Source organism: Pseudomonas sp. efr-133-TYG-5 (genome assembly GCF_030209175.1).
In the GTDB taxonomy this organism is placed as follows: Bacteria; Pseudomonadota; Gammaproteobacteria; order Pseudomonadales; family Pseudomonadaceae; genus Aquipseudomonas.
In genome coordinates, this window is record NZ_JARVSM010000001.1 from 2,294,724 (window position 1) to 2,313,630 (window position 18,907).

21 protein-coding genes are annotated in these 18,907 nt (G+C 61.2%); 6 read left to right on the forward strand and 15 right to left on the reverse strand.

Annotated features, from left to right (window positions below):
• Nucleotides 1–82: 82 nt before the first annotated feature.
• The 10 genes from thrC to ffh form a co-directional block, all read right to left on the reverse strand.
• Complete coding sequence (gene thrC / locus QRN70_RS10470) at nt 83–1,492, reverse strand: threonine synthase (protein ID WP_285417499.1); 1,410 nt, start codon at nt 1,490–1,492, stop codon at nt 83–85.
• Between the two features lie 103 nt (nt 1,493–1,595).
• Complete coding sequence (locus QRN70_RS10475) at nt 1,596–2,900, reverse strand: homoserine dehydrogenase (RefSeq protein ID WP_018926703.1); 1,305 nt, start codon at nt 2,898–2,900, stop codon at nt 1,596–1,598.
• A 133-nt stretch (nt 2,901–3,033) separates the two neighbouring features.
• Nucleotides 3,034–3,765 (reverse strand): bifunctional protein-disulfide isomerase/oxidoreductase DsbC, encoded by a 732-nt coding sequence (gene dsbC / locus QRN70_RS10480; protein WP_236178272.1) that lies wholly within the window; start codon nt 3,763–3,765, stop codon nt 3,034–3,036.
• A gap of 254 nt (nt 3,766–4,019) precedes the next feature.
• Complete coding sequence (gene xerD / locus QRN70_RS10485; RefSeq protein WP_285417502.1) at nt 4,020–4,916, reverse strand: site-specific tyrosine recombinase XerD; 897 nt, start codon at nt 4,914–4,916, stop codon at nt 4,020–4,022.
• Between the two features lie 71 nt (nt 4,917–4,987).
• The gene (locus QRN70_RS10490) at nt 4,988–5,401 is read right to left on the reverse strand and encodes an acyl-CoA thioesterase (protein ID WP_285417503.1); all 414 of its coding nucleotides are present in this window, start codon (nt 5,399–5,401) and stop codon (nt 4,988–4,990) included.
• Nucleotides 5,402–5,547: 146 nt separating this feature from the next.
• The gene (gene rplS / locus QRN70_RS10495; RefSeq protein ID WP_003175895.1) at nt 5,548–5,898 is read right to left on the reverse strand and encodes a 50S ribosomal protein L19; all 351 of its coding nucleotides are present in this window, start codon (nt 5,896–5,898) and stop codon (nt 5,548–5,550) included.
• A gap of 45 nt (nt 5,899–5,943) precedes the next feature.
• Nucleotides 5,944–6,696 (reverse strand): tRNA (guanosine(37)-N1)-methyltransferase TrmD, encoded by a 753-nt coding sequence (gene trmD, locus QRN70_RS10500; RefSeq protein ID WP_285417504.1) that lies wholly within the window; start codon nt 6,694–6,696, stop codon nt 5,944–5,946.
• Nucleotides 6,697–6,699: 3 nt separating this feature from the next.
• Nucleotides 6,700–7,236, reverse strand: a complete 537-nt coding sequence (gene rimM, locus QRN70_RS10505; protein WP_285417506.1) for a ribosome maturation factor RimM — start codon at nt 7,234–7,236, stop codon at nt 6,700–6,702.
• Between the two features lie 5 nt (nt 7,237–7,241).
• On the reverse strand, nt 7,242–7,493 hold the full coding sequence (gene rpsP / locus QRN70_RS10510; protein ID WP_003185073.1) for a 30S ribosomal protein S16: 252 nt from the start codon (nt 7,491–7,493) through the stop codon (nt 7,242–7,244).
• A gap of 310 nt (nt 7,494–7,803) precedes the next feature.
• Nucleotides 7,804–9,180 carry a signal recognition particle protein gene (gene ffh / locus QRN70_RS10515; protein ID WP_102357592.1) on the reverse strand — a complete coding sequence of 459 codons (1,377 nt, stop codon included), beginning with the start codon at nt 9,178–9,180 and terminating at the stop codon, nt 7,804–7,806.
• Nucleotides 9,181–9,375: 195 nt separating this feature from the next.
• On the opposite strand from ffh, the gene QRN70_RS10520 reads away from it, so the two are divergent.
• The 3 genes from QRN70_RS10520 (at nt 9,376) to QRN70_RS10530 (ending at nt 13,064) form a co-directional block, all read left to right on the forward strand.
• Complete coding sequence (locus tag QRN70_RS10520) at nt 9,376–10,188, forward strand: cytochrome C assembly family protein (protein ID WP_285417508.1); 813 nt, start codon at nt 9,376–9,378, stop codon at nt 10,186–10,188.
• Nucleotides 10,189–10,200: 12 nt separating this feature from the next.
• Nucleotides 10,201–11,445 (forward strand): transporter associated domain-containing protein, encoded by a 1,245-nt coding sequence (locus tag QRN70_RS10525; RefSeq protein ID WP_285417510.1) that lies wholly within the window; start codon nt 10,201–10,203, stop codon nt 11,443–11,445.
• Between the two features lie 302 nt (nt 11,446–11,747).
• A complete protein-coding gene (locus tag QRN70_RS10530) occupies nt 11,748–13,064 on the forward strand; it encodes an MFS transporter (RefSeq protein WP_285417512.1) in 1,317 nt (438 codons plus the stop codon).
• Between the two features lie 118 nt (nt 13,065–13,182).
• Here QRN70_RS10530 and purT read toward each other — a convergent pair whose 3' ends face one another.
• The 5 genes from purT to QRN70_RS10555 form a co-directional block, all read right to left on the reverse strand.
• A complete protein-coding gene (gene purT, locus QRN70_RS10535) occupies nt 13,183–14,364 on the reverse strand; it encodes a formate-dependent phosphoribosylglycinamide formyltransferase (protein WP_003221968.1) in 1,182 nt (393 codons plus the stop codon).
• A 100-nt stretch (nt 14,365–14,464) separates the two neighbouring features.
• Nucleotides 14,465–14,932 carry a VUT family protein gene (locus QRN70_RS10540; protein WP_285417514.1) on the reverse strand — a complete coding sequence of 156 codons (468 nt, stop codon included), beginning with the start codon at nt 14,930–14,932 and terminating at the stop codon, nt 14,465–14,467.
• Nucleotides 14,933–15,156: 224 nt separating this feature from the next.
• Nucleotides 15,157–15,366, reverse strand: coding sequence for a DUF1289 domain-containing protein (locus QRN70_RS10545; RefSeq protein ID WP_285417516.1), 210 nt, complete (start codon nt 15,364–15,366; stop codon nt 15,157–15,159).
• Nucleotides 15,363–15,887 (reverse strand): gamma carbonic anhydrase family protein, encoded by a 525-nt coding sequence (locus QRN70_RS10550; RefSeq protein WP_285417518.1) that lies wholly within the window; start codon nt 15,885–15,887, stop codon nt 15,363–15,365. Before QRN70_RS10550 ends, QRN70_RS10545 begins: the two co-directional genes overlap by 4 nt.
• Before the next feature lie 47 nt (nt 15,888–15,934).
• Nucleotides 15,935–16,534 (reverse strand): CoA pyrophosphatase, encoded by a 600-nt coding sequence (locus QRN70_RS10555; RefSeq protein WP_285417520.1) that lies wholly within the window; start codon nt 16,532–16,534, stop codon nt 15,935–15,937.
• Between the two features lie 147 nt (nt 16,535–16,681).
• Here QRN70_RS10555 and QRN70_RS10560 point away from each other — a divergent pair, with 147 nt between their 5' ends.
• From QRN70_RS10560 to QRN70_RS10570, 3 genes are all read left to right on the forward strand, one after another.
• Entirely contained in the window at nt 16,682–17,233 is a 552-nt protein-coding gene (locus tag QRN70_RS10560; protein WP_285417522.1) for an NUDIX hydrolase, read from the forward strand.
• Between the two features lie 112 nt (nt 17,234–17,345).
• On the forward strand, nt 17,346–17,861 hold the full coding sequence (locus tag QRN70_RS10565; protein ID WP_285417524.1) for a L,D-transpeptidase family protein: 516 nt from the start codon (nt 17,346–17,348) through the stop codon (nt 17,859–17,861).
• A 284-nt stretch (nt 17,862–18,145) separates the two neighbouring features.
• Nucleotides 18,146–18,877, forward strand: coding sequence for a GntR family transcriptional regulator (locus QRN70_RS10570; protein ID WP_502941555.1), 732 nt, complete (start codon nt 18,146–18,148; stop codon nt 18,875–18,877).
• Nucleotides 18,878–18,907 lie beyond the last annotated feature (30 nt).

Sequence of the window (18,907 nt, forward strand, 5' to 3'; positions counted from 1 at the left end):
GGTGAAAACCCGAGCAGTGTGGCAGCAGAAACAAAAAAGCCCGTCAGGAGACGGGCTTCAAAATGTGACAGCTTCTGCCGGCTTACAGCGGCTTGCCGCGATTGCCATGCTGGCTGACAAAGGCCTGCACGGCTTTCAGCTCGTTCGGCAGCACGGTGCAGCGCTCATCTCTGGCAAACAAATCAGAAAGATGTGCAGGCAGCTCGAGAGCTTTTCCTACACCGGCCTGTTCCACTGCGTCGGGGAATTTGACCGGATGAGCCGTACCCAGGATCACCATCGGAATGTCCAGGCTGCGCCGGCATTCGCGCGCGGCCTTGACGCCGATGGCAGTGTGCGGATCCAGCACTTCACCGGTCTGCGCGTAGACGTCGGCGATGGTTTCGCAGGTTTGCGCATCATCCACGGCCAGCGAGTCGAACAGCTTGCGTGCTTCGGTCCAGCGCTCCTGCTCGACACTGAAACCGCCGCCCTGGCGGAACGAGTCCATCAGCCCGGCGATGGCCGCCCCGTTGCGACCGTGCAGGTCGAACAGCAGGCGTTCGAAGTTCGACGAGACCATGATGTCCATCGACGGCGACAGCGTGGCGTGCAGGGTTTCCTTGACGTACTGGTTGCCGCTCATGAAGCGGTGCAGGATGTCGTTGCGGTTGGTGGCGACGATCAACTGGTTGATCGGCAGGCCCATGTTGCGGGCCAGGTAACCGGCGAAGATGTCGCCGAAGTTGCCGGTCGGCACCGAGAACGCCACCGAACGCGCCGGGCCGCCCAATTGCAGCGCCGCGTGGAAGTAGTAAACGATCTGGGCCATGATCCGCGCCCAGTTGATCGAGTTCACCGCCACCAGGCGCGTGCCCTTGAGGAAGCTCTGGTCGGCGAAGCTGGCCTTGACCATTTCCTGGCAGTCATCGAAGTTGCCTTCGATGGCGATGTTGTGGATGTTCTCGCCGAGGATCGTGGTCATCTGCCGGCGCTGCACTTCCGATACGCGGTTGTGCGGGTGCAGGATGAAGATGTCGACGTTTTCGCAATGCTTGCAGCCTTCGATGGCAGCCGAACCGGTGTCACCGGAAGTGGCGCCGACGATGACCACGCGCTCGCCGCGCTTTTCCAACACGTAGTCGAGCAGGCGGCCGAGCAGTTGCAGGGCGAAGTCCTTGAACGCCAGGGTCGGGCCGTGGAACAGCTCCAGCACCCATTCGTTGCCGTTGAGCTGACGCAGCGGCGCCACCGCGCTGTGCGCGAACACGCCGTAGGTTTCTTCGAGGATTTTCTTGAAGTCGGCATCCGGAATGCTGCCGGTGACGAACGGGCGCATCACCCGGAAAGCCAGCTCGTGATACGGCAGGCCGGCCCAGGAAGCGATTTCTTCCTGGGTGAAACGTGGCAGGTTTTCCGGGACATACAGACCGCCGTCGGTCGCCAGACCGGCGAGCAGGACGTCTTCGAAATTCAGGGCCGGGGCCTGGCCGCGAGTACTGATATAACGCATATTTTCAAACCTTCCGTTTGAGCTGCGAGCCTCGAGCTTCAAGCTGCAAGCAGAGTGTCACTGGCCTCTGGCTTGCAGCTTGCCGCTGGTGGCTTGCCGCTGCTTAGTTAAGGTGCTCGACGCGGATTCGCACAACCGGTCCGACCACACCCGCCAGCGCTTCGAGGGCGGCGATCGCATCGTTGATGTGCTGTTCCAGCACACGATGGGTCAGCAGGATCATTGGCACCAGGCCGTCATGTTCCTCGACTTCCTTCTGCATGATCGACTCGATGTTGATCCCACGCTCCGACAGGATGCTCGCCACCTGGGCCAGTACGCCCGGATGGTCCTTGGCCTGGATGCGCAGGTAGTAGGCGCTTTCGCAGGCTTCGATCGGCAGGATCGGATGGGCCGACAGCGAGTCCGGCTGGAAGGCCAGGTGCGGAACGCGGTTCTCCGGATCGGAGGTCATGGCGCGCACCACGTCCACCAGGTCGGCGATCACCGACGACGCGGTCGGCTCCATGCCGGCGCCAGCGCCGTAGAACAGCGTCGAACCGGCCGCATCACCGTTGACCATCACCGCGTTCATCACGCCGTTGACGTTGGCGATCAGACGATCGGCCGGGATCAGCGTCGGGTGCACGCGCAGCTCGATACCGGCAGCGGTGCTGCGGGCCACGCCAAGGTGCTTGATGCGGTAGCCCAGCGCTTCGGCGTAGTTGACGTCGGCGGTGGTCAGCTTGGTGATGCCTTCGGTGTAAGCCTTGTCGAATTGCAGCGGAATGCCGAACGCGATCGAAGCCAGAATCGTCAGCTTGTGCGCCGCATCGATGCCTTCGACGTCGAAGGTCGGATCGGCTTCGGCATAACCCAGCGCCTGCGCCTCGGCCAGCACGTCTTCGAAGGTGCGACCCTTCTCGCGCATTTCGGTGAGGATGAAATTGCCGGTGCCGTTGATGATCCCGGCCACCCAGTTGATGCGGTTGGCAGAGAGGCCTTCACGGATCGCCTTGATCACCGGAATGCCGCCGGCCACCGCCGCTTCGAACGCCACGATCACGCCTTTCTCGCGTGCCTTGGCGAAAATTTCATTACCGTGAACGGCAATCAGTGCCTTGTTCGCGGTGACCACATGCTTGCCATTCTCGATGGCCTTGAGTACCAGCTCGCGGGCAACGGTATAGCCGCCCATCAGCTCTATGACGATGTCGATCTCAGGGTTCGTGGCCACTTCGAAGACATCGTTGGTAATCGCAATACCGGTCGTCTGGAACTGAGGCTTTGGCGTGCGCATGGCAATTTGTGCCACTTCGATTCCACGCCCGGCACGACGAGCAATTTCCTCGGCGTTGCGCTGAAGTACGTTGAAGGTTCCGCCACCGACGGTCCCTAACCCACAGATGCCTACTTTGACCGGTTTCACTGTGAACTCCCCATAAAACGGCCGACGCGAGGCCGGCCGTGAAAACAACCGCAGGTTCGCGGCTCTCTGTTGATGGCCCGGCAATCCTGCCGCCGGACCACGCTCGTCAACGCCTGAGCGTGACGATGCGAATTTACTTCGCGCCCAACGCCAGTTTGGCGACTTGTGGCGCAGGCTGGTAGCCCGGAATGACCTGACCGTCAGCCAAAACGATGGCCGGTGTACCGTTCACGCCGATCGACTGACCGAGGGCGAACTGTTTGGAAACCGGGTTATCGCACTTGGCGGCCTTGATTTCCTTGCCATCGACCATTTTGTCCATGGCGGCTTTCTTGTCTTTCGAGCACCACACGGCTTGCAGTTGCTCGTCACCCGGCGAGCCCAGGCCCTGACGCGGGAACGCCACGTAGCGCACTTCGATGCCGCGCTTGTTCAGCTCTGGGACTTCGGCGTGCAGCTTGTGGCAGTACGGGCAGGTGGTGTCGGTGAAGACGGTGATGTGCGACTTGGTTTCACCCACGGCCGGATAGACCACGGTCTCGGCCACCGGAATGGCATTGATCAGTTTGGAAATGCCCAGGCGCTCGGTCTTCTCGGTCAGGTTGACCGGTTTGCCGTCCTTGAGCTGGAACATGTAGCCCTGAACGATGTACTGGCCGTCGGCGCTGGCGTAGAGCACGCGGCTGCCCTTGAGCTTGACTTCGTACAGGCCCGGCAGCGGACTGGCGGTGATGGTGTCCACCGGCACGTCGAGCTGGAGGTTTTCCAGGCTCTGGCGGATGGCTTTGTCGGCCGCGTCATCGGCGACGGCAAAGGTGCTGACCAACGCAATGGCTGCGGCGGCGAAAATCTGGGTCAGACGCATGAGAACTCCTGAAGGCGGACAAATGGAACGATCAGAACGCCCGTGGCGGAACACCGGGTCATAACCGCCCATCGTGCAAACCGGCAAAGCCTACCACATAAGGCCGGCGTGGCCGAATGCGCCTGTCGCCACACTTTCAGGACTGCGCAGATCCTTGTGGGAGCGAGCCTGCTCGCGAAAGCGGTGTGTCAGCTGAATGAACGCAGACTGACACTCCCTCTTCGCGAGCAGGCTCGCTCCCACACGGACCTTTTTCAGCCGCGCGGGTGGTGTTTGGCGTGCAGGTCTTGCAGGCGAGCCCTGGCCACGTGGGTATAGATCTGCGTGGTCGACAGGTCGCTGTGGCCCAGCAGCATCTGTACCACACGCAGGTCAGCGCCGTGGTTGAGCAGGTGTGTGGCAAACGCGTGACGCAAGGTATGCGGCGACAGCGACTTGCCGATCCCGGCCACTTTGGCCTGGTGCTTGATGCGGTGCCAGAACGTCTGGCGCGTCATCTGCTCACCGCGCTGACTGGGGAACAGCACATCGCTGGGGCGGCCACCGAGCAGTTCGCCGCGACCGTCGCGCAGGTAGCGCTCGACCCAGACAATCGCCTCCTCCCCCATCGGCACCAGCCGCTCCTTGCTGCCCTTGCCCATCACCCGCAATACGCCCTGCCGCAGGTTGACCTGCTCCAGCGTCAGGCTGATCAGCTCGGTGACGCGCAAGCCGCAGGCGTACAGGACTTCGAGCATCGCGCGGTCACGCTGGCCGATGGCCTCGCTCAGATCCGGTGCTTTGAGCAGCGCTTCGACGTCAGCTTCCGACAAGGATTTGGGCAACGGCCTACCCAGTTGCGGCATGTCGATGCGCAAGGTCGGGTCAACGGCAATCAGTTTTTCCCGCAGCAGATAGCGATAAAAGCCACGCACACCGGAGAGAAATCGCGCCGTGGAGCGTGGCTTGTAGTTCTGCTCCAGGCGCCAGGCCAGGTGATCGAGGATCAACTCGCGACCGGCGTTGATCAGCTCCAGGTGCTGCTCCTGCAACCAGCCGTTGAACAGCGCAAGGTCGCTGCGATAGGCGTCGCGGGTGTTGTCGGACAGGCCTTTCTCCAGCCACAAAGCGTCGAGAAACTGGTCAATCAGCGGATGGTCAATGGCAGGCATAGAGGCTCAGGCAGTGCGCATTACAACGAAAGGGTGAACAGTCTTTCACAGCCCGCGCGCTCACGGAACACTCAGGCGGCAAACCCCGGCAGCACCGGCACCGGGCGCTTGTCGTCATCGATGGCGACGAAGCTGAACTGGCCGTGGATCGCTTGCTCGCGACCATCGCAGCTCATGCTTTCAACGAATACCTGCACTTCGACCTTGAGGCTGGTGTTGCCGACCTTGACGACACGCCCCACCAGTTCAACGATGGAACCGGCCGGGATCGCGTGGTTGAAGTCGATGCGATCGGTGGACACGGTCACCAGCGGCAAGCGGCAGAAGCGCGTGGCCGTGATGAACGACACTTCGTCCATCCACGCCAGGGCGGTACCACCGAACAGGGTGTTGTGGTGGTTGGTGGTCGGCGGGAATACGGCTTTGGTTACGCGGGTCACCGAGAGTTCGGTGCGGCGCTGGATTTCCTGGTCACGGGTGGTCATGAAAAATGGCTCTGGTTGCTGGCTGCCGACCTGCAGGCAAGATCACAAGATCGCAGCCTCGGCAGCGCCTGCAGGGTGAAGGCAGTAAATGGCGGACAACAAAAAAGCAGCCCGTAGGCTGCTTTTTTCTGCATCGGAAGCTGGACTTAAGCCAGTTTTTCCTTGATGCGAGCTGCTTTACCCGACAGGTCGCGCAGGTAGTACAGCTTGGCTTTACGTACGTCACCGCGACGTTTAACAGCCATGCTGTCGATCTGCGGGGAGTAGGTCTGGAAAGTACGTTCTACGCCAACACCGTTGGAGATTTTACGAACGGTGAACGCACTGTTCACGCCGCGGTTACGCTTGGCGATGACAACGCCTTCGAACGCTTGCAGACGGGAACGATCGCCTTCCTTCACTTTCACCTGAACGACAATGGTGTCGCCCGGGGCAAAGGTAGGGATTTCTTTGGTCATCTGCTCTGCTTCGAGTGCAAGGATGATTTTGTTGGTCATGCTGTGCTCCTAAGGTAAATCGTCGGATCTACCATCGATACGTTGTTAACTATCGTCCCGCTCGCGGATGTATTCCTCGAGCAGCTTCTTCTCTTCTCCAGAAAGCGAGCGGCTTTCCAGAAGATCGGCGCGTCGTTCATAGGTCCGACCAAGGGACTGCTGTAAACGCCAACGCCGGATATGCGCGTGATTGCCACTCAGCAACACGTCGGGAACACGCTGATCCGCATACACCTCAGGTCGGGTGTAGTGCGGGCAATCCAGCAGACCATCCGTAAAGGAATCTTCCTCAGCGGAATCCGCATGCCCTAAAGCTCCGGGCAGCAGTCGTGTAACCGCATCGATCATGACCATGGCCGGCAGCTCGCCGCCAGACAACACATAGTCACCAATCGACCACTCTTCATCGACATGAGCTTCAATGAAACGCTCGTCAATGCCTTCATAACGACCGGCAATCAGGATCAATGCATCCTCTTTCGCCAGTTCGCGTACCGCCGACTGAGTCAGTTGACGGCCTTGGGGGGACAGGTAAATCACCTTCGCCGCCTCCCCGGCTGCTGCCTTGGCCTGAACCAGAGCATCTTCCAGGGGCTTGATCTTCATCACCATGCCCGGACCACCGCCAAACGGGCGATCGTCCACAGTGTGATGCCGATCCGTCGTGTAATCCCGCGGATTCCAACAGGTCAGCTGCAACAGCCCCTGTTTGACCGCACGACTGGTAATGCCGTACTCACTGATGGCCGAGAACATCTCGGGGAACAGCGTAATGACGTCTACGCGCAGGCTGGCCATTGCTTAGAAGTCCGCGTCCCATTCCACCCTCATCACGCCTGCATCCAGGTCGATTGCCAGCACGCATTGCTCCGTATAGGGCAACAACCGCTCGCGATCATCCAGGCTACCCGCGCAGGGCTTGACCACCAACACATCGTTCGCGCCGGTCTCCAACAGGTGATCAACCTTGCCGAACAATTGTTCGTCCTGGTTGATGACGCTCAGACCCTGCAACTGGTACCAGTAGTACTCGTCGTCAGTCAGGTTGGGCAAAAGGCTTCGCGAGATGCAAATCTCGTAACCGCTCAGAAGACGCGCTTCATCGCGATCGTCGAGGCCTTTGAGCTTGGCAACCAGATCCTTTTGAGTGGATCGGCCGCTGACCAGCTCGACCTGTTTCACCACGCCTTCGCGCCGAAGCGTCCAGTTGCGGTAGTCCAACAGGTTTTCAATCGGATCGGTAAAGGAAAAGACCTTCACCTCGCCGCGAACGCCGTGAACCGAAAAAATCTTGCCGACGACGATCAGGTCATCAGCTTTTTCTGGCGTCGCGCTCATACTGCTCAGGCTGCAGCCTTGGCAGATTCCTTCAGCAACTGAGCAACACGCTCAGATGGCTGTGCACCAACGCTCAGCCAGTAGGCTACGCGCTCTTGGTTCACGGACAGACGGATTTCCTGACCACGGGCAACAGGGTTGAAGAAGCCAACCTGTTCTTTGTGGGAGCCGTCACGCGGGTTGCGCGAGTCGGTTACGGTCAGGTGGTAAAACGGGCGCTTTTTGGAGCCGCCAAGGGCAAGACGGATTGTTAGCATGTGAACATCGTTCCTGTAGTCGGTGCTGCAAATCTAAATGCACAGCGGGCATGGGTGCCCGAAAGGCCGCATATTCTAAGGAATATCCGGACTTTTGCAAATGACTTTTTCCGGCGCCTATGGCATGCCGTGCAGATTTGCGCGAGAGCCGTCGATGAAAACGGCCAGTCAGCTCCCGCCGAATGCGGGTTTGCTGGTAATCCCGCTTCCTTGCGGGACTGCGCCGGTGCGACGACCGGCGAAGTTCCAGCGTTCCGTCTCATCCATTTCACTCGCCATAAAGGGAGCGGAATGGGTCAGACGGGACACCTTACATCTTTGGCATGCCGCCGCCGGGCAACATACCGCCCATGCCGCGCATCATTTTCGCCATCCCGCCCTTGGCGGAGAACTTCTTCATCATCTTCTGCATCTGCTTGTGCTGCTTGATCAAGCGACCGATGTCCTGCACCTGGGTGCCGGAGCCCATGGCGATCCGACGCTTGCGCGAACCGCTGATCAGCTCAGGGTCGCGGCGCTCGGCCGGCGTCATGGAGTTGATGATGGCTTCCATCTGTTTGAACTGCTTCTCCGCCGCGTTCTGGGCATTGCCCATCTGCGACAGGTTGACGCCGCCGATGCTCGGCAGCTTGTCCATGAGGCCACCGAGGCCGCCCATGTTCTTCATTTGTTGCAGCTGATCGCGGAAGTCTTCGAGGTCGAAGCCCTTGCCCTTCTTCAGCTTCTTGGCCAGTTTGTCGGCCTTGTCCTTGTCGAGGGTCGCTTCGGCCTGTTCTATCAGGCTGAGCACGTCGCCCATGCCGAGGATGCGCGAGGCGATACGCTCCGGGTGGAACGGATCGAGCGCTTCGCTCTTCTCGCCCATACCGATGAACTTGATCGGCTTGCCGGTGATGGCGCGTACCGACAGGGCGGCACCGCCACGGGCGTCGCCGTCGACCTTGGTCAGGATCACACCGGTCAGCGGCAGCGCATCGCCGAAGGCCTTGGCCGTGTTGGCGGCGTCCTGACCGGTCATGGCGTCAACCACGAACAGGGTCTCGACCGGGTTGATCGCGGCGTGCAGCGCCTTGATCTCACCCATCATCTCTTCGTCGATGTGCAGGCGACCGGCGGTATCGACGATGACCACGTCGATGAATTTCAGTTTCGCTTCTTTAATAGCCGCATTGGCGATGTCGACCGGCTTCTGGCTCAGGTCGGACGGGAAGAACGTCACGCCGATGTCGTTGGCCAGGGTTTCCAGCTGTTTGATCGCAGCGGGACGGTAGATGTCCGCCGACACGACCATCACCGACTTCTTCTTGCGCTCTTTGAGGAAACGCGCCAGTTTGCCGGCGGTGGTGGTCTTACCCGCACCCTGCAGACCGGCCATCAGAATGACCGCTGGCGGCACGGCGCTCAGGTTCAAGTCTTCGTTGGCCGCGCCCATCAGGCTTTCAAGTTCGGCCTGGACGATCTTCACGAACGCCTGGCCCGGCGTCAGGCTGCGCGACACCTCGGTGCCGACAGCGCGTTCCTTGACCGAATTGACGAAGTCCTTGACCACCGGCAGGGCGACGTCGGCTTCGAGCAACGCCATGCGCACTTCGCGCAGGGTGTCTTTGATATTGTCTTCGGTCAGCTTCGCCTTGCCGGTGACATGGCGCAGCGTCTGCGAGAGACGGTCGGTTAAGTTTTCAAACATTGCGCAATCCTTTCAGGCCCTGTGTAGACCGGGATAATGGCGGCCCAGACCGCAATCAACAGGTGCTCGGCGAGCCTGTGGCGTGGGCAGGTCGCGGATTATAGCGAAGACTGCGTCTGGCGGACACCTCGCACTTTCGTGCGGTGGCCGTTCTATGCCAAACTCAGCGCCTTTCGGGCTTGCCTAACAGGATTTATGCTCCCCTTGTCACCCAGTTTGCTGACCACCCTCGCCGCCGCCCTTCTCTATGCCGCTGCGACCCTTTATCAAGGCACCCGTCTGGCCACTGGCGCCAAGGCGAACAAGCGCCTGCTGGTCACGCTCGGCATCCTCGCCGTGCTGGCCCACAGCGCCAGCCTGCTCACCCATCTGCTGACCCCGATCGGCCTCGGCCTGGACTTCTTCAGTGCCGCCAGCCTGATCGCCGCCGCCGTCATCGCCCTGACGTTGCTGGCCTGCTCGCGGATCCCGGTGGAAAACCTGCTGGTGCTGCTGTTCCCGCTCGGCGCCGCCACGGTGCTGCTGGCGCAATTCGCCCCGACCGGCACCGTGCAGATCATCGATGAAGAGCCGGGTATCCTCGCCCACATCCTGCTGTCGATCCTGGCCTACGGCATGTTCACCATCGCCGTGTTCCAGGCCTTGCTGCTGCTCGTCCAGGATCACCAGCTCAAGCACAAGCATCCGTCAGGACTGATCAAGAACTTCCCGCCGCTGCAAACCATGGAAAGCCTGCTGTTCGGTTTCCTCTGGGCCGGCTGGACACTGCTGTCGCTGTCGCTGATTTCCGGCTGGCTGTTCGTCGAGAACCTGTTTGCCCAGCACCTGGTGCACAAAACCCTGCTGGCCTGCCTGGCCTGGGTGGTGTTCAGCGTGCTGTTGTGGGGTCGCAACCGCCTCGGCTGGCGCGGCCACAAAGCGATTCGCTGGACCCTCGCCGGTTTCTGCCTGCTGATGTTGGCGTACTTCGGCAGCAAACTGGTCCGCGAATACATCCTGCACATCTGACGGGCGGCATAAATGGACGGTTTGCCCATAGGGCCGATGCTCGCGGTATTTGTCCTGCTGATTTTATGGTCGGGGCTGTTCACCGCCGTCGAAGTCGCGCAGCAGCACCTGCTGGCGCAACGCACCGCGTCGCGCGCCAGTGACAAACCGCTGGCGCAGTTGAGCTTCCCGCTCGACAGCCTGATCCTGTGCAACACCCTGTGCCGCGCCCTCGCGGTGATCCTGGCCACGCTGCTGGCGATCTTCCTGTGCGAAGAGAACGGGCCATGGGCCGCCTGCCTCGGGGCCGGCGCAATCCTGCTGGTGTTCGCCGACTACTTCCCGCGCAGCCTCGCCCAGCGCTACCCCGATGCCGTGCTGTCGTTCGGCAACACCCTGCTGGCCATACCGCTGAAACTCGTCTACCCCGCCGCGTGGCTGCTCAGCAGTCTCAGCCGCTCGTTGCTGCGCCCGTTCGCGCGCAAGGCGCTGGTGGTGCAACAGAGCGAGGATGAAATACCCGCCGAGCGGCATGACGATGCCGAGCACCCGGTCAGTCGCCAGCACCCGGTGTCGGGGATCCATGCGCTGGACAACATCACGGTCAACGACATTCTGGTGCCGCGCAGCGAAGTCGACGGCATCAATCTCGACGATCCGATCGAGGACATCATCGAGCAACTGCGCCATAACAAGCGCACGCGCCTGCCGGTGTTCCACAGCGATATCAATCAGGTCGAAGCCGTACTCAACACCCGGCAGATCCGCCACTTGCTGAACAACGGCGGCCTGACACGCGAGGCGCTGCTGGCCGCCAGCTACGAGCCGTACTTCGTCCCGGAAAGCACCCCGCTGCAACTGCAGCTGCTCAACTTTCACAAGCAGCAGCGGCGGCTGGGCATGGTGGTGGACGAGTACGGTGAAGTGCTGGGGATCGTGACCCTGGAAGACATTCTCGAAGAGATCGTCGGCGAATTCGAAAGCGAACACAGCCTCGACAACCCACACATCCACCCGCAGGCCGACGGGCGCATGGTGATCGACGGCGCCGCGTCGATCCGCGAGCTGAACAAATGCCTGGGCTGGCACCTGCCCAGCGACGGCCCGAAAACCCTCAACGGCCTGGTGACCGAAGCGCTGGAAACCATTCCGGAAAGCGCGGTCTGCCTGAAGATCGGTCGCTATCGCCTGGAGATTCTCGAGACCGAGGAAAACCGGGTGAGCAAGGTGTTGATCTGGCACACCTCTTCGGTGCCCGCCGTCGTTCCCGCCCGTTAGAAAGTCATAAGATCGCCGCCTGCACCCGCCTCTGCAGGCTATGCGCTTTCTCTGCAGGAGCGGCTGCAGGCGGCGAGTTTTTGCTCTTGTTTGATGGTTAGCCTCCTTCCTATAATCGAGGCGCTTACCCAAGCGCCGCCGAGCCCTGTGCTTACCCCGCACGCCAACGGTTTCGGCAATTTTCCGCACGACCCCGACGACTGTTCCTACTCGAAACAGCGCTCGCGTCTCATCCCACATCCCTGGGTGCTCGACCATAATAATTCGCTCCAATGGAGCTCATGACTGTCAGGGATCACCGCATGACGACCAGTACTGCCTACAGCGCCACCGCGCCTGCCCAACCGGCCAACTCCGCCACCCGCGTGGCCACGGCGAGTTTCATCGGCACGGCCATCGAGTTCTACGACTTCTACGTGTACGCCACCGCCGCCGCGCTGGTGATCGGGCCGGTGTTCTTTCCACAGACGTCCGGCACTGCGCAGATGCTCTCGGCGTTCCTCACCTTCGGCATCGCCTTCCTCGCCCGGCCGCTGGGCTCGGCGCTGTTCGGCCACTTCGGCGATCGCATCGGACGCAAGTCGACCCTGGTTGCCTCGCTGCTGCTGATGGGGGTCTGCACCACGCTGATCGGCGTGCTCCCGGGTTACGCCAGCATCGGTGCATGGGCGCCCATTCTGCTTTGCGTGCTGCGCTTCGGCCAAGGCCTGGGCCTTGGCGGGGAATGGGGTGGCGCGGCGTTGCTGGCCACGGAGAACGCACCGAAAGGCAAGCGGGCGTGGTTCGGCATGTTCCCGCAACTCGGCCCGTCGATCGGCTTCCTGGCGGCCAACGGCCTGTTCCTCAGCCTGGCCATGACCCTCGATGACGAGCAATTCCGCAGCTGGGGCTGGCGGATTCCATTCCTGCTCAGCGCGGTGCTGGTGATGGTCGGCCTGTATGTGCGCCTCAAGCTCCACGAAACCCCGGTGTTCGCCAACGCCATCGCACGCCAGGCGCGAGTCAAGGTGCCGCTGGTCGAGCTGTTCAGCCAGTATTGGGCGCCGACTTTGCTGGGCGCGGCGGCAATGGTGGTGTGCTATGCGCTGTTCTATATCTCCACGGTGTTTTCCCTGAGCTATGGCGTTTCCACTCTGGGCTACAGTCGCGAGACCTTCCTCGGCCTGCTGTGTTTTGCCGTGCTGTTCATGGCCGCGGCAACACCGCTGTCAGCCTGGGCCAGCGACCGTTACGGGCGCAAACCGGTACTGATCGTTGGCGGCGTGCTGGCGACTCTGTCCGGCTTTCTCATGGAACCGTTACTGACGCAGGGCTCGACCTGGGGCGTGGCGCTGTTTCTGTGTATCGAGCTGTTCCTGATGGGCGTGACCTTCGCCCCGATGGGAGCGCTGCTGCCGGAATTGTTTCCCACGCATGTGCGCTACACCGGCGCATCGGCGGCCTACAACCTCGGCGGCATTGTCGGAGCCTCGGCGGCGCCGTTCTTCGCGCAGAAACTGGTGGCGATGGGCGGTTTGAGTTATGTCGGCGGGTATGTGTCGGCGGCAGCGGTGCTCAGCCTGATCGCTGTGCTGTGCCTGAAGGAAACGCGCAATAACGACCTGAATCAGATTGCCTGACAGAAGATCAAAAGCTTCGCGAGCAGGCTCGCTCCCACAGTGTCCGTGCAGTACACAAAATTTGTGAACACCGCCGAACCTGTGGGAGCGAGCCTGCTCGCGAATGCCGCGCCGCGGTTTACAGCTCTACAACAACAGCCTGAGCAGCCCGGGTCGCCTTGGCACGCGCAGCTTCAATCGACTCATCCCGCGCCAGGGCCACGCCCATCCGGCGCTGGCCGTTGACTTCCGGCTTGCCGAACAGACGCAGTGCCGTGTCCGGTTCGCTCAACGCTGCGCCGAGGTTGGCGAAAGCGGTCTGGGTCGACTGACCCTCCACCAGGATCACTGCCGAAGCCGATGGGCCGAACTGACGGATCAGCGGCACCGGCAGACCGAGGATCGCCCGGGCGTGCAGGGCGAACTGCGACAGATCCTGGGAAATCAGCGTCACCAGGCCAGTATCATGCGGGCGCGGCGACACTTCGCTGAACCACACCTGATCGCCCTTGATGAACAGCTCGACGCCGAACAGACCGCGGCCGCCCAGTGCTTCGGTGACCGCTTTGGCCACGCGCTCGGATTCCGCCAGAGCAATCGGGCTCATGGCCTGTGGCTGCCAGGATTCCTGGTAATCGCCCTTCTCCTGACGGTGACCGACCGGCGCGCAGAACGTGGTGCCACCAATGTGACGTACGGTCAGCAGGGTGATTTCGTAATCGAAATCGATGAAACCTTCGATGATCACCCGACCCTTGCCGGCGCGACCGCCCTCCTGCGCGTAATCCCAGGCTTTCTGCACATCATCGGCGCTGCGCAGCAGGCTCTGGCCCTTGCCCGAAGAACTCATCACCGGCTTGACCACGCATGGGAAGCCCAGGTCCTGGACAGCCTTGCTGTAGTCCTCGAAGGTATCGGCAAAGTGATACGGCGAGGTCGGCAGATCCAGTTCTTCCGCCGCCAGGCGCCGAATGCCTTCACGGTTCATGGTCAGTTGCGCGGCACGCGCGGTCGGGATCACGGTAAAGCCTTCGGCTTCCAGCTCGACCAGGGTGGCGGTGGCGATGGCTTCGATTTCCGGCACGATGAAGTGCGGCTTCTCGGCTTCGATCACTGCGCGCAACGCAGCGCCGTCGAGCATGTTGATCACGTGGCTGCGATGGGCGACCTGCATGGCCGGCGCGTTGGCGTAACGGTCAACAGCGATCACTTCAACGCCCAGGCGTTGCAGCTCGATCACCACTTCCTTGCCCAACTCACCACAGCCACACAGCAATACGCGGGTCGCGGTCGGCGACAATGGAGTTCCGATACGGGTCATCTCAGGTCCTCAAAGAAGCGGATCATCGAGGAAAGCAACGCCGGACGCGCTTTCCATGGGGAGAAAGCGCGGCATTTTACATGAACCTGAGGCTTTGGCTTCAGCCGGCGACGGCCTGTTTGCGCTCGCGCCAGGCCATGATCAGCCAGACGGCGGTGACACCGGCGAATTTCGACGCCAGCGCGGTGATGATCACCGGCGGGGTGAGCAAGTCGATCATGCCGAAGAAGATGAAAGTATCGAGCGGAATGCTCAGCGCCGAGCTGATCCACAAACGATCACGCAAGGGCCGTTTGGTGACGCTGAACACCAGCCAGTCGATGATCTCGGACACCGCGAACGCCGTGGCGCTGGCCAGCGCGATGGACGGATCGGAGGTGACATACGACAGCACCAGCGCCGCCAGCATCGCCACCAGCGCACCATGACCGAAGCGGGTTTGCACCATGTCGCGCAACACGAACACCAGCCCGCCCCACGCCGACCAGATGATGTCCAGGTGCGGTGCGGTGGAGAACGCGAAGTTGATCAGCACGACGCTGCTGATGTAGGCGATGAGGAAGAGCATGGAGGCGGCCTTTGAATTTGGCGCACAGGTTACTGGAGCGATAGGTCAAGGGCTACCCCTCACCCCAGCCTCTCTCTGAGAGAGAGGGCGAAAGGGCGCAGATCGGCGACTTTTCAAACTTGAGTTCGCCCCGCCAGCTCAGGTCGGCGCAGCTCGAACAAACAATACCGTCAGCTCCCCTCTGCCACTGGCAGCGGGTTAGGGTGAGGGCATTCCGAAGTCGATCACGGTTTCGCAGGGATCATCCACACCAGGCCACTGGCTTTGGCCCGCTCATGGCACAGCCCCAGCACCACGCGGCGCTCGTCATTGGTCATGCGCCCCCAGCGGGTGATTTCCGCCACCGTGCGCTGGCAGCCAGTACAGATGTCGTCCTCATCCAGCGCGCAGATATTCACGCACGGCGAGGCGACGGGTCTTTCAGGCGTGTTCATGACTCTTGCTCTACCAGATCACGCGCATAGCGCTGCGAGTTATGCACATAGTGCGCGGCGCTGGCTTCGAGCATTTTCTTCTGCGGCTCGGTCAGCTCACGCACGACCTTGCCCGGCGAGCCCATCACCAGCGAGCCATCAGGGATTTCCTTGCCCTCGCCGATCAGCGAATTGGCGCCGATGATGCAGTTCTTGCCGATCTTCGCGCCGTTGAGAATCACCGCGTTGATGCCGATCAGGCTGTAATCGCCGACGGTGCAGCCATGCAGCATGGCGTTATGGCCGATGGTCACACCCGTGCCGATGGTCAGCGGATAACCCATGTCGGTGTGCATCACCGTGCCATCCTGGACGTTGCTGTTCTTGCCGATCAGGATCAGTTCGTTGTCACCGCGCAGCACGGCGTTGAACCAGACGTTGGCGCCCTCTTCCAGTCTGACCTTGCCCACCAGCACGGCATTGGGGGCGACCCAGCTGTGGGGGTGGGTTTCGACACGGGCGTCGCCCAGGCGGTATTTCATCAAGTTTTCCTCAGGGCTGACGGTGAATGGCCATTCGAACGATGGCTTCAGGTGTTGATAAAGCTTTTCGGCGGCTGGTGCAGGCTGATTTTTGCGTCATAGAGCAGATTGATCAACTCGACGATCATGATCGCCGTCAGCCCCCAGATCTTGTATTCGCCGAAGCGGTAGCTTGGCACATACCAACTGCGGCCCTGATAGTCGATGCGGTGGGTGTGCTCACGCGGGTCCTTGCGGAAGAATTCCAGCGGCACACTGAACACTGCGGCGATCTCGGCATCGTTGGCCTGATATTCGACGAAGTCCGGAATCACTCCGACATACGGCGTGACCTTGATGCCATGCAGGGAGATCAGCGGACTGAGCGGCCCGATCACTTCGACCAGCCCCGGCGGCAGACCGATTTCCTCTTCGGCTTCGCGCAATGCGGTGAACACCAGGTCCGGGTCCTCGGGATCGCGGCGCCCGCCGGGAAAGGCGACTTCGCCGCCGTGGGTCGAGAGCCCGCTGGCGCGCAGGGTCAGGACAAGCTCCGGTTCGTCGCTGCGAGTAATCGGCACCAGGACAGCGGCCTCGGGGAAACGCTTGTCGGTCTCCAGCGTGCGCGGCGTGTGATTGCTTACCCGGTGCAGTAGCTCATCCAGCATAAGTGTTCTCGATCTGTGCCTTACCCTGCATCATGCACCAATCATGGCGACCGCCCAAGCCCCGCACGGACGCCATGTCGCGAAACGACAACTTGCCGACTGCCACCGCCGCACGCCAAGATAGGCGCAGCATTCAGGAACCCCAGCATGAAATTTTGCAGCCAGTGCGGCAACCCGGTGTCCCAGCGTATTCCCGAAGGCGATTCGCGGCTGCGATTCGTCTGCGACAGCTGTCAGACCATTCACTACCAGAATCCCAATATCGTCGCCGGCTGCGTGGCGACGTGGGGCCGCCAGGTGTTGCTCTGCCGCCGCGCCATCGAACCGCGCCTCGGCTACTGGACCCTGCCGGCCGGGTTCATGGAGAACGGTGAAACCATCGAACAGGCGGCGATTCGCGAAACCGCCGAAGAAGCCTGCGCGCGCGTGCGCAACCTGAGCATCTATACCTTGATCGATGTGCCGCACATCAGTCAGGTTCACGTGTTCTTCCGCGCCGAACTGGCCGACCTGGATTTCGCCGCCGGGCCCGAGAGCCTCGAAGTGCAGCTGTTCGACGAAGCCCAGATCCCGTGGGACGAGCTGGCTTTCCGCACGGTGGGGCGTACCTTAGAATGCTTCTTCGCTGACCGGCGCGCCGAAACCTACCCGGTTCGCTCCGAATCGATTCCGCCGTTGGCGCAGGCGGTCATCGTCTGATCAAGAGAATGGCGTGACGGCCGACAAACAGATCGTCCGCAAGCGGCCCGAACCTTCGGCAGCTCCTAAACTAAACAATAGCTATCTGCTTCATTCCTGGGGAATTGTTTCAATGCGCTGGTTGCTTGCTCTGTTTTGCCTGTCGTTCGTCTCAGTCTCCCAAGCGTCCTTCGTGACCACCGTGACGCCGTCGAATACGCCGATGATCGAAAAGGTCCTGGTGCTCAAGTCGGCGCATCAACTGCAGCTGATCGCTGATGGCAAGCCGATCAAGACCTATCGCATTTCCCTGGGCAAGGGCGCGAAAAAAGGTCCGAAGCTGATTGAAGGCGACAAACGCACACCGGAAGGTTTCTACTGGATCGACTGGCGCAAGGTCAGTGAAAAATTCAACCTGGCGATGCATATCTCCTACCCGAACATCAGCGATTCGGCCCGAGCCCGTCGCGAAGGCGTCGAACCCGGCGGGATGATCATGATCCACGGCACACCGGATACCGAAGAAACCCCCGAAGACCTGTTCCATACCCTGGACTGGACCGACGGCTGCATCGCCATGCGCAACATGGACATGCGCGAAGTCTGGGGCCTGGTACCGGATGGCACGATGATCGAGATTCGCCCGTAACGACTGACCACTGGTCACCTTCGAAAAAAATAAATCAACAGATCGCAGCCTGCGCCGGCGCCTACTCGGGTGATACCACTCTGACTTGTAGGGGCTGCCGCAGACCGCGATCTTTTGCTTTTCAGAGCCAACACCTAATACCACTTGAAACCACACCCCCTGTAACCCGCCATTTCATTGGGCCACAGCCCGATTTGACGCGTTGACATGGTATTGAAGTGGTATTAATTTCCGCCGCACAAGCGAGCAACAACAATCCTATACTCGCGTCGGAAATGACCCACATGAACGACCTCCACGCCCTACGCCCAGATGACTCCCAGCCGACGCCGCTGTACCTGCAACTGGCGCGCAATCTGGAAGCGGCGATCCATGCCGGCCAGTGGAAGTCCGAACAGGCGATGCCGTCCGAGCGCAACCTCAGCGAAATGCTCGGCATCTCCCGCGTCACCGCGCGCAAGGCCCTGGAAGTGCTGCTCGATCAAGGGCTGATCCGCCGACTGCAAGGCTCCGGCACCTTTATCACGCCGCGCCTGGAACAACCGCTGTCGCGCCTGTCGGGCTTCAGCGAAATGCTCCGCCTCAAGGGTTTCGTGCCCAGCTCGCAATGGCTGGAACGGGAAATCACCCTGCCGACCCACGAAGAACTGATTCGCCTGTGCCTGTCACCGAACGACAAGGTCGCGCGCATGAAACGTCTGCGCAAGGCCGACGACACCGTGATGGCCATCGAGATGAGTACCCTGCCCGCCTCGATCATGCCCAAGCCGCAAGCGGTGGGCGATTCACTTTATGAATACCTCGACGGCATCGGCAAACCGATCGTCCGCGCCTTGCAGCACATCCAGGCGATCAACGCCTCGGACGAATTCGCCGCACTGGTCGGCATCGCCCCCGGCACCGCCATGTTGCTGATGACCCGCGTCGGCTATCTGGAAGACAACACGCCGATTGAAGTCACCGACACCTATTGCCGCAACGACTACTACGACTTTGTTGCCGAGCTGCGCCGCTGAACAGGCGCGCCGCCAAACGAGAGAAGCGAA

Bases quoted from the DNA above. Each gene is read 5' to 3' on its own strand.
- thrC (WP_285417499.1), bottom strand. From the start codon at position 1,492: ATGCGTTATATCAGTACTCGCGGCCAGGCCCCGGCCCTGAATTTCGAA.
- dsbC (WP_236178272.1), bottom strand. From the start codon at position 3,765: ATGCGTCTGACCCAGATTTTCGCCGCCGCAGCCATTGCGTTGGTCAGC.
- xerD (WP_285417502.1), bottom strand. From the start codon at position 4,916: ATGCCTGCCATTGACCATCCGCTGATTGACCAGTTTCTCGACGCTTTG.
- QRN70_RS10490 (WP_285417503.1), bottom strand. From the start codon at position 5,401: ATGACCACCCGTGACCAGGAAATCCAGCGCCGCACCGAACTCTCGGTG.
- rplS (WP_003175895.1), bottom strand. From the start codon at position 5,898: ATGACCAACAAAATCATCCTTGCACTCGAAGCAGAGCAGATGACCAAA.
- trmD (WP_285417504.1), bottom strand. From the start codon at position 6,696: ATGGCCAGCCTGCGCGTAGACGTCATTACGCTGTTCCCCGAGATGTTC.
- rimM (WP_285417506.1), bottom strand. From the start codon at position 7,236: ATGAGCGCGACGCCAGAAAAAGCTGATGACCTGATCGTCGTCGGCAAG.
- rpsP (WP_003185073.1), bottom strand. From the start codon at position 7,493: ATGCTAACAATCCGTCTTGCCCTTGGCGGCTCCAAAAAGCGCCCGTTT.
- ffh (WP_102357592.1), bottom strand. From the start codon at position 9,180: ATGTTTGAAAACTTAACCGACCGTCTCTCGCAGACGCTGCGCCATGTC.
- QRN70_RS10520 (WP_285417508.1), top strand. From the start codon at position 9,376: ATGCTCCCCTTGTCACCCAGTTTGCTGACCACCCTCGCCGCCGCCCTT.
- QRN70_RS10525 (WP_285417510.1), top strand. From the start codon at position 10,201: ATGGACGGTTTGCCCATAGGGCCGATGCTCGCGGTATTTGTCCTGCTG.
- QRN70_RS10530 (WP_285417512.1), top strand. From the start codon at position 11,748: ATGACGACCAGTACTGCCTACAGCGCCACCGCGCCTGCCCAACCGGCC.
- purT (WP_003221968.1), bottom strand. From the start codon at position 14,364: ATGACCCGTATCGGAACTCCATTGTCGCCGACCGCGACCCGCGTATTG.
- QRN70_RS10540 (WP_285417514.1), bottom strand. From the start codon at position 14,932: ATGCTCTTCCTCATCGCCTACATCAGCAGCGTCGTGCTGATCAACTTC.
- QRN70_RS10545 (WP_285417516.1), bottom strand. From the start codon at position 15,366: ATGAACACGCCTGAAAGACCCGTCGCCTCGCCGTGCGTGAATATCTGC.
- QRN70_RS10550 (WP_285417518.1), bottom strand. From the start codon at position 15,887: ATGAAATACCGCCTGGGCGACGCCCGTGTCGAAACCCACCCCCACAGC.
- QRN70_RS10555 (WP_285417520.1), bottom strand. From the start codon at position 16,534: ATGCTGGATGAGCTACTGCACCGGGTAAGCAATCACACGCCGCGCACG.
- QRN70_RS10560 (WP_285417522.1), top strand. From the start codon at position 16,682: ATGAAATTTTGCAGCCAGTGCGGCAACCCGGTGTCCCAGCGTATTCCC.
- QRN70_RS10565 (WP_285417524.1), top strand. From the start codon at position 17,346: ATGCGCTGGTTGCTTGCTCTGTTTTGCCTGTCGTTCGTCTCAGTCTCC.
- QRN70_RS10570 (WP_502941555.1), top strand. From the start codon at position 18,146: ATGAACGACCTCCACGCCCTACGCCCAGATGACTCCCAGCCGACGCCG.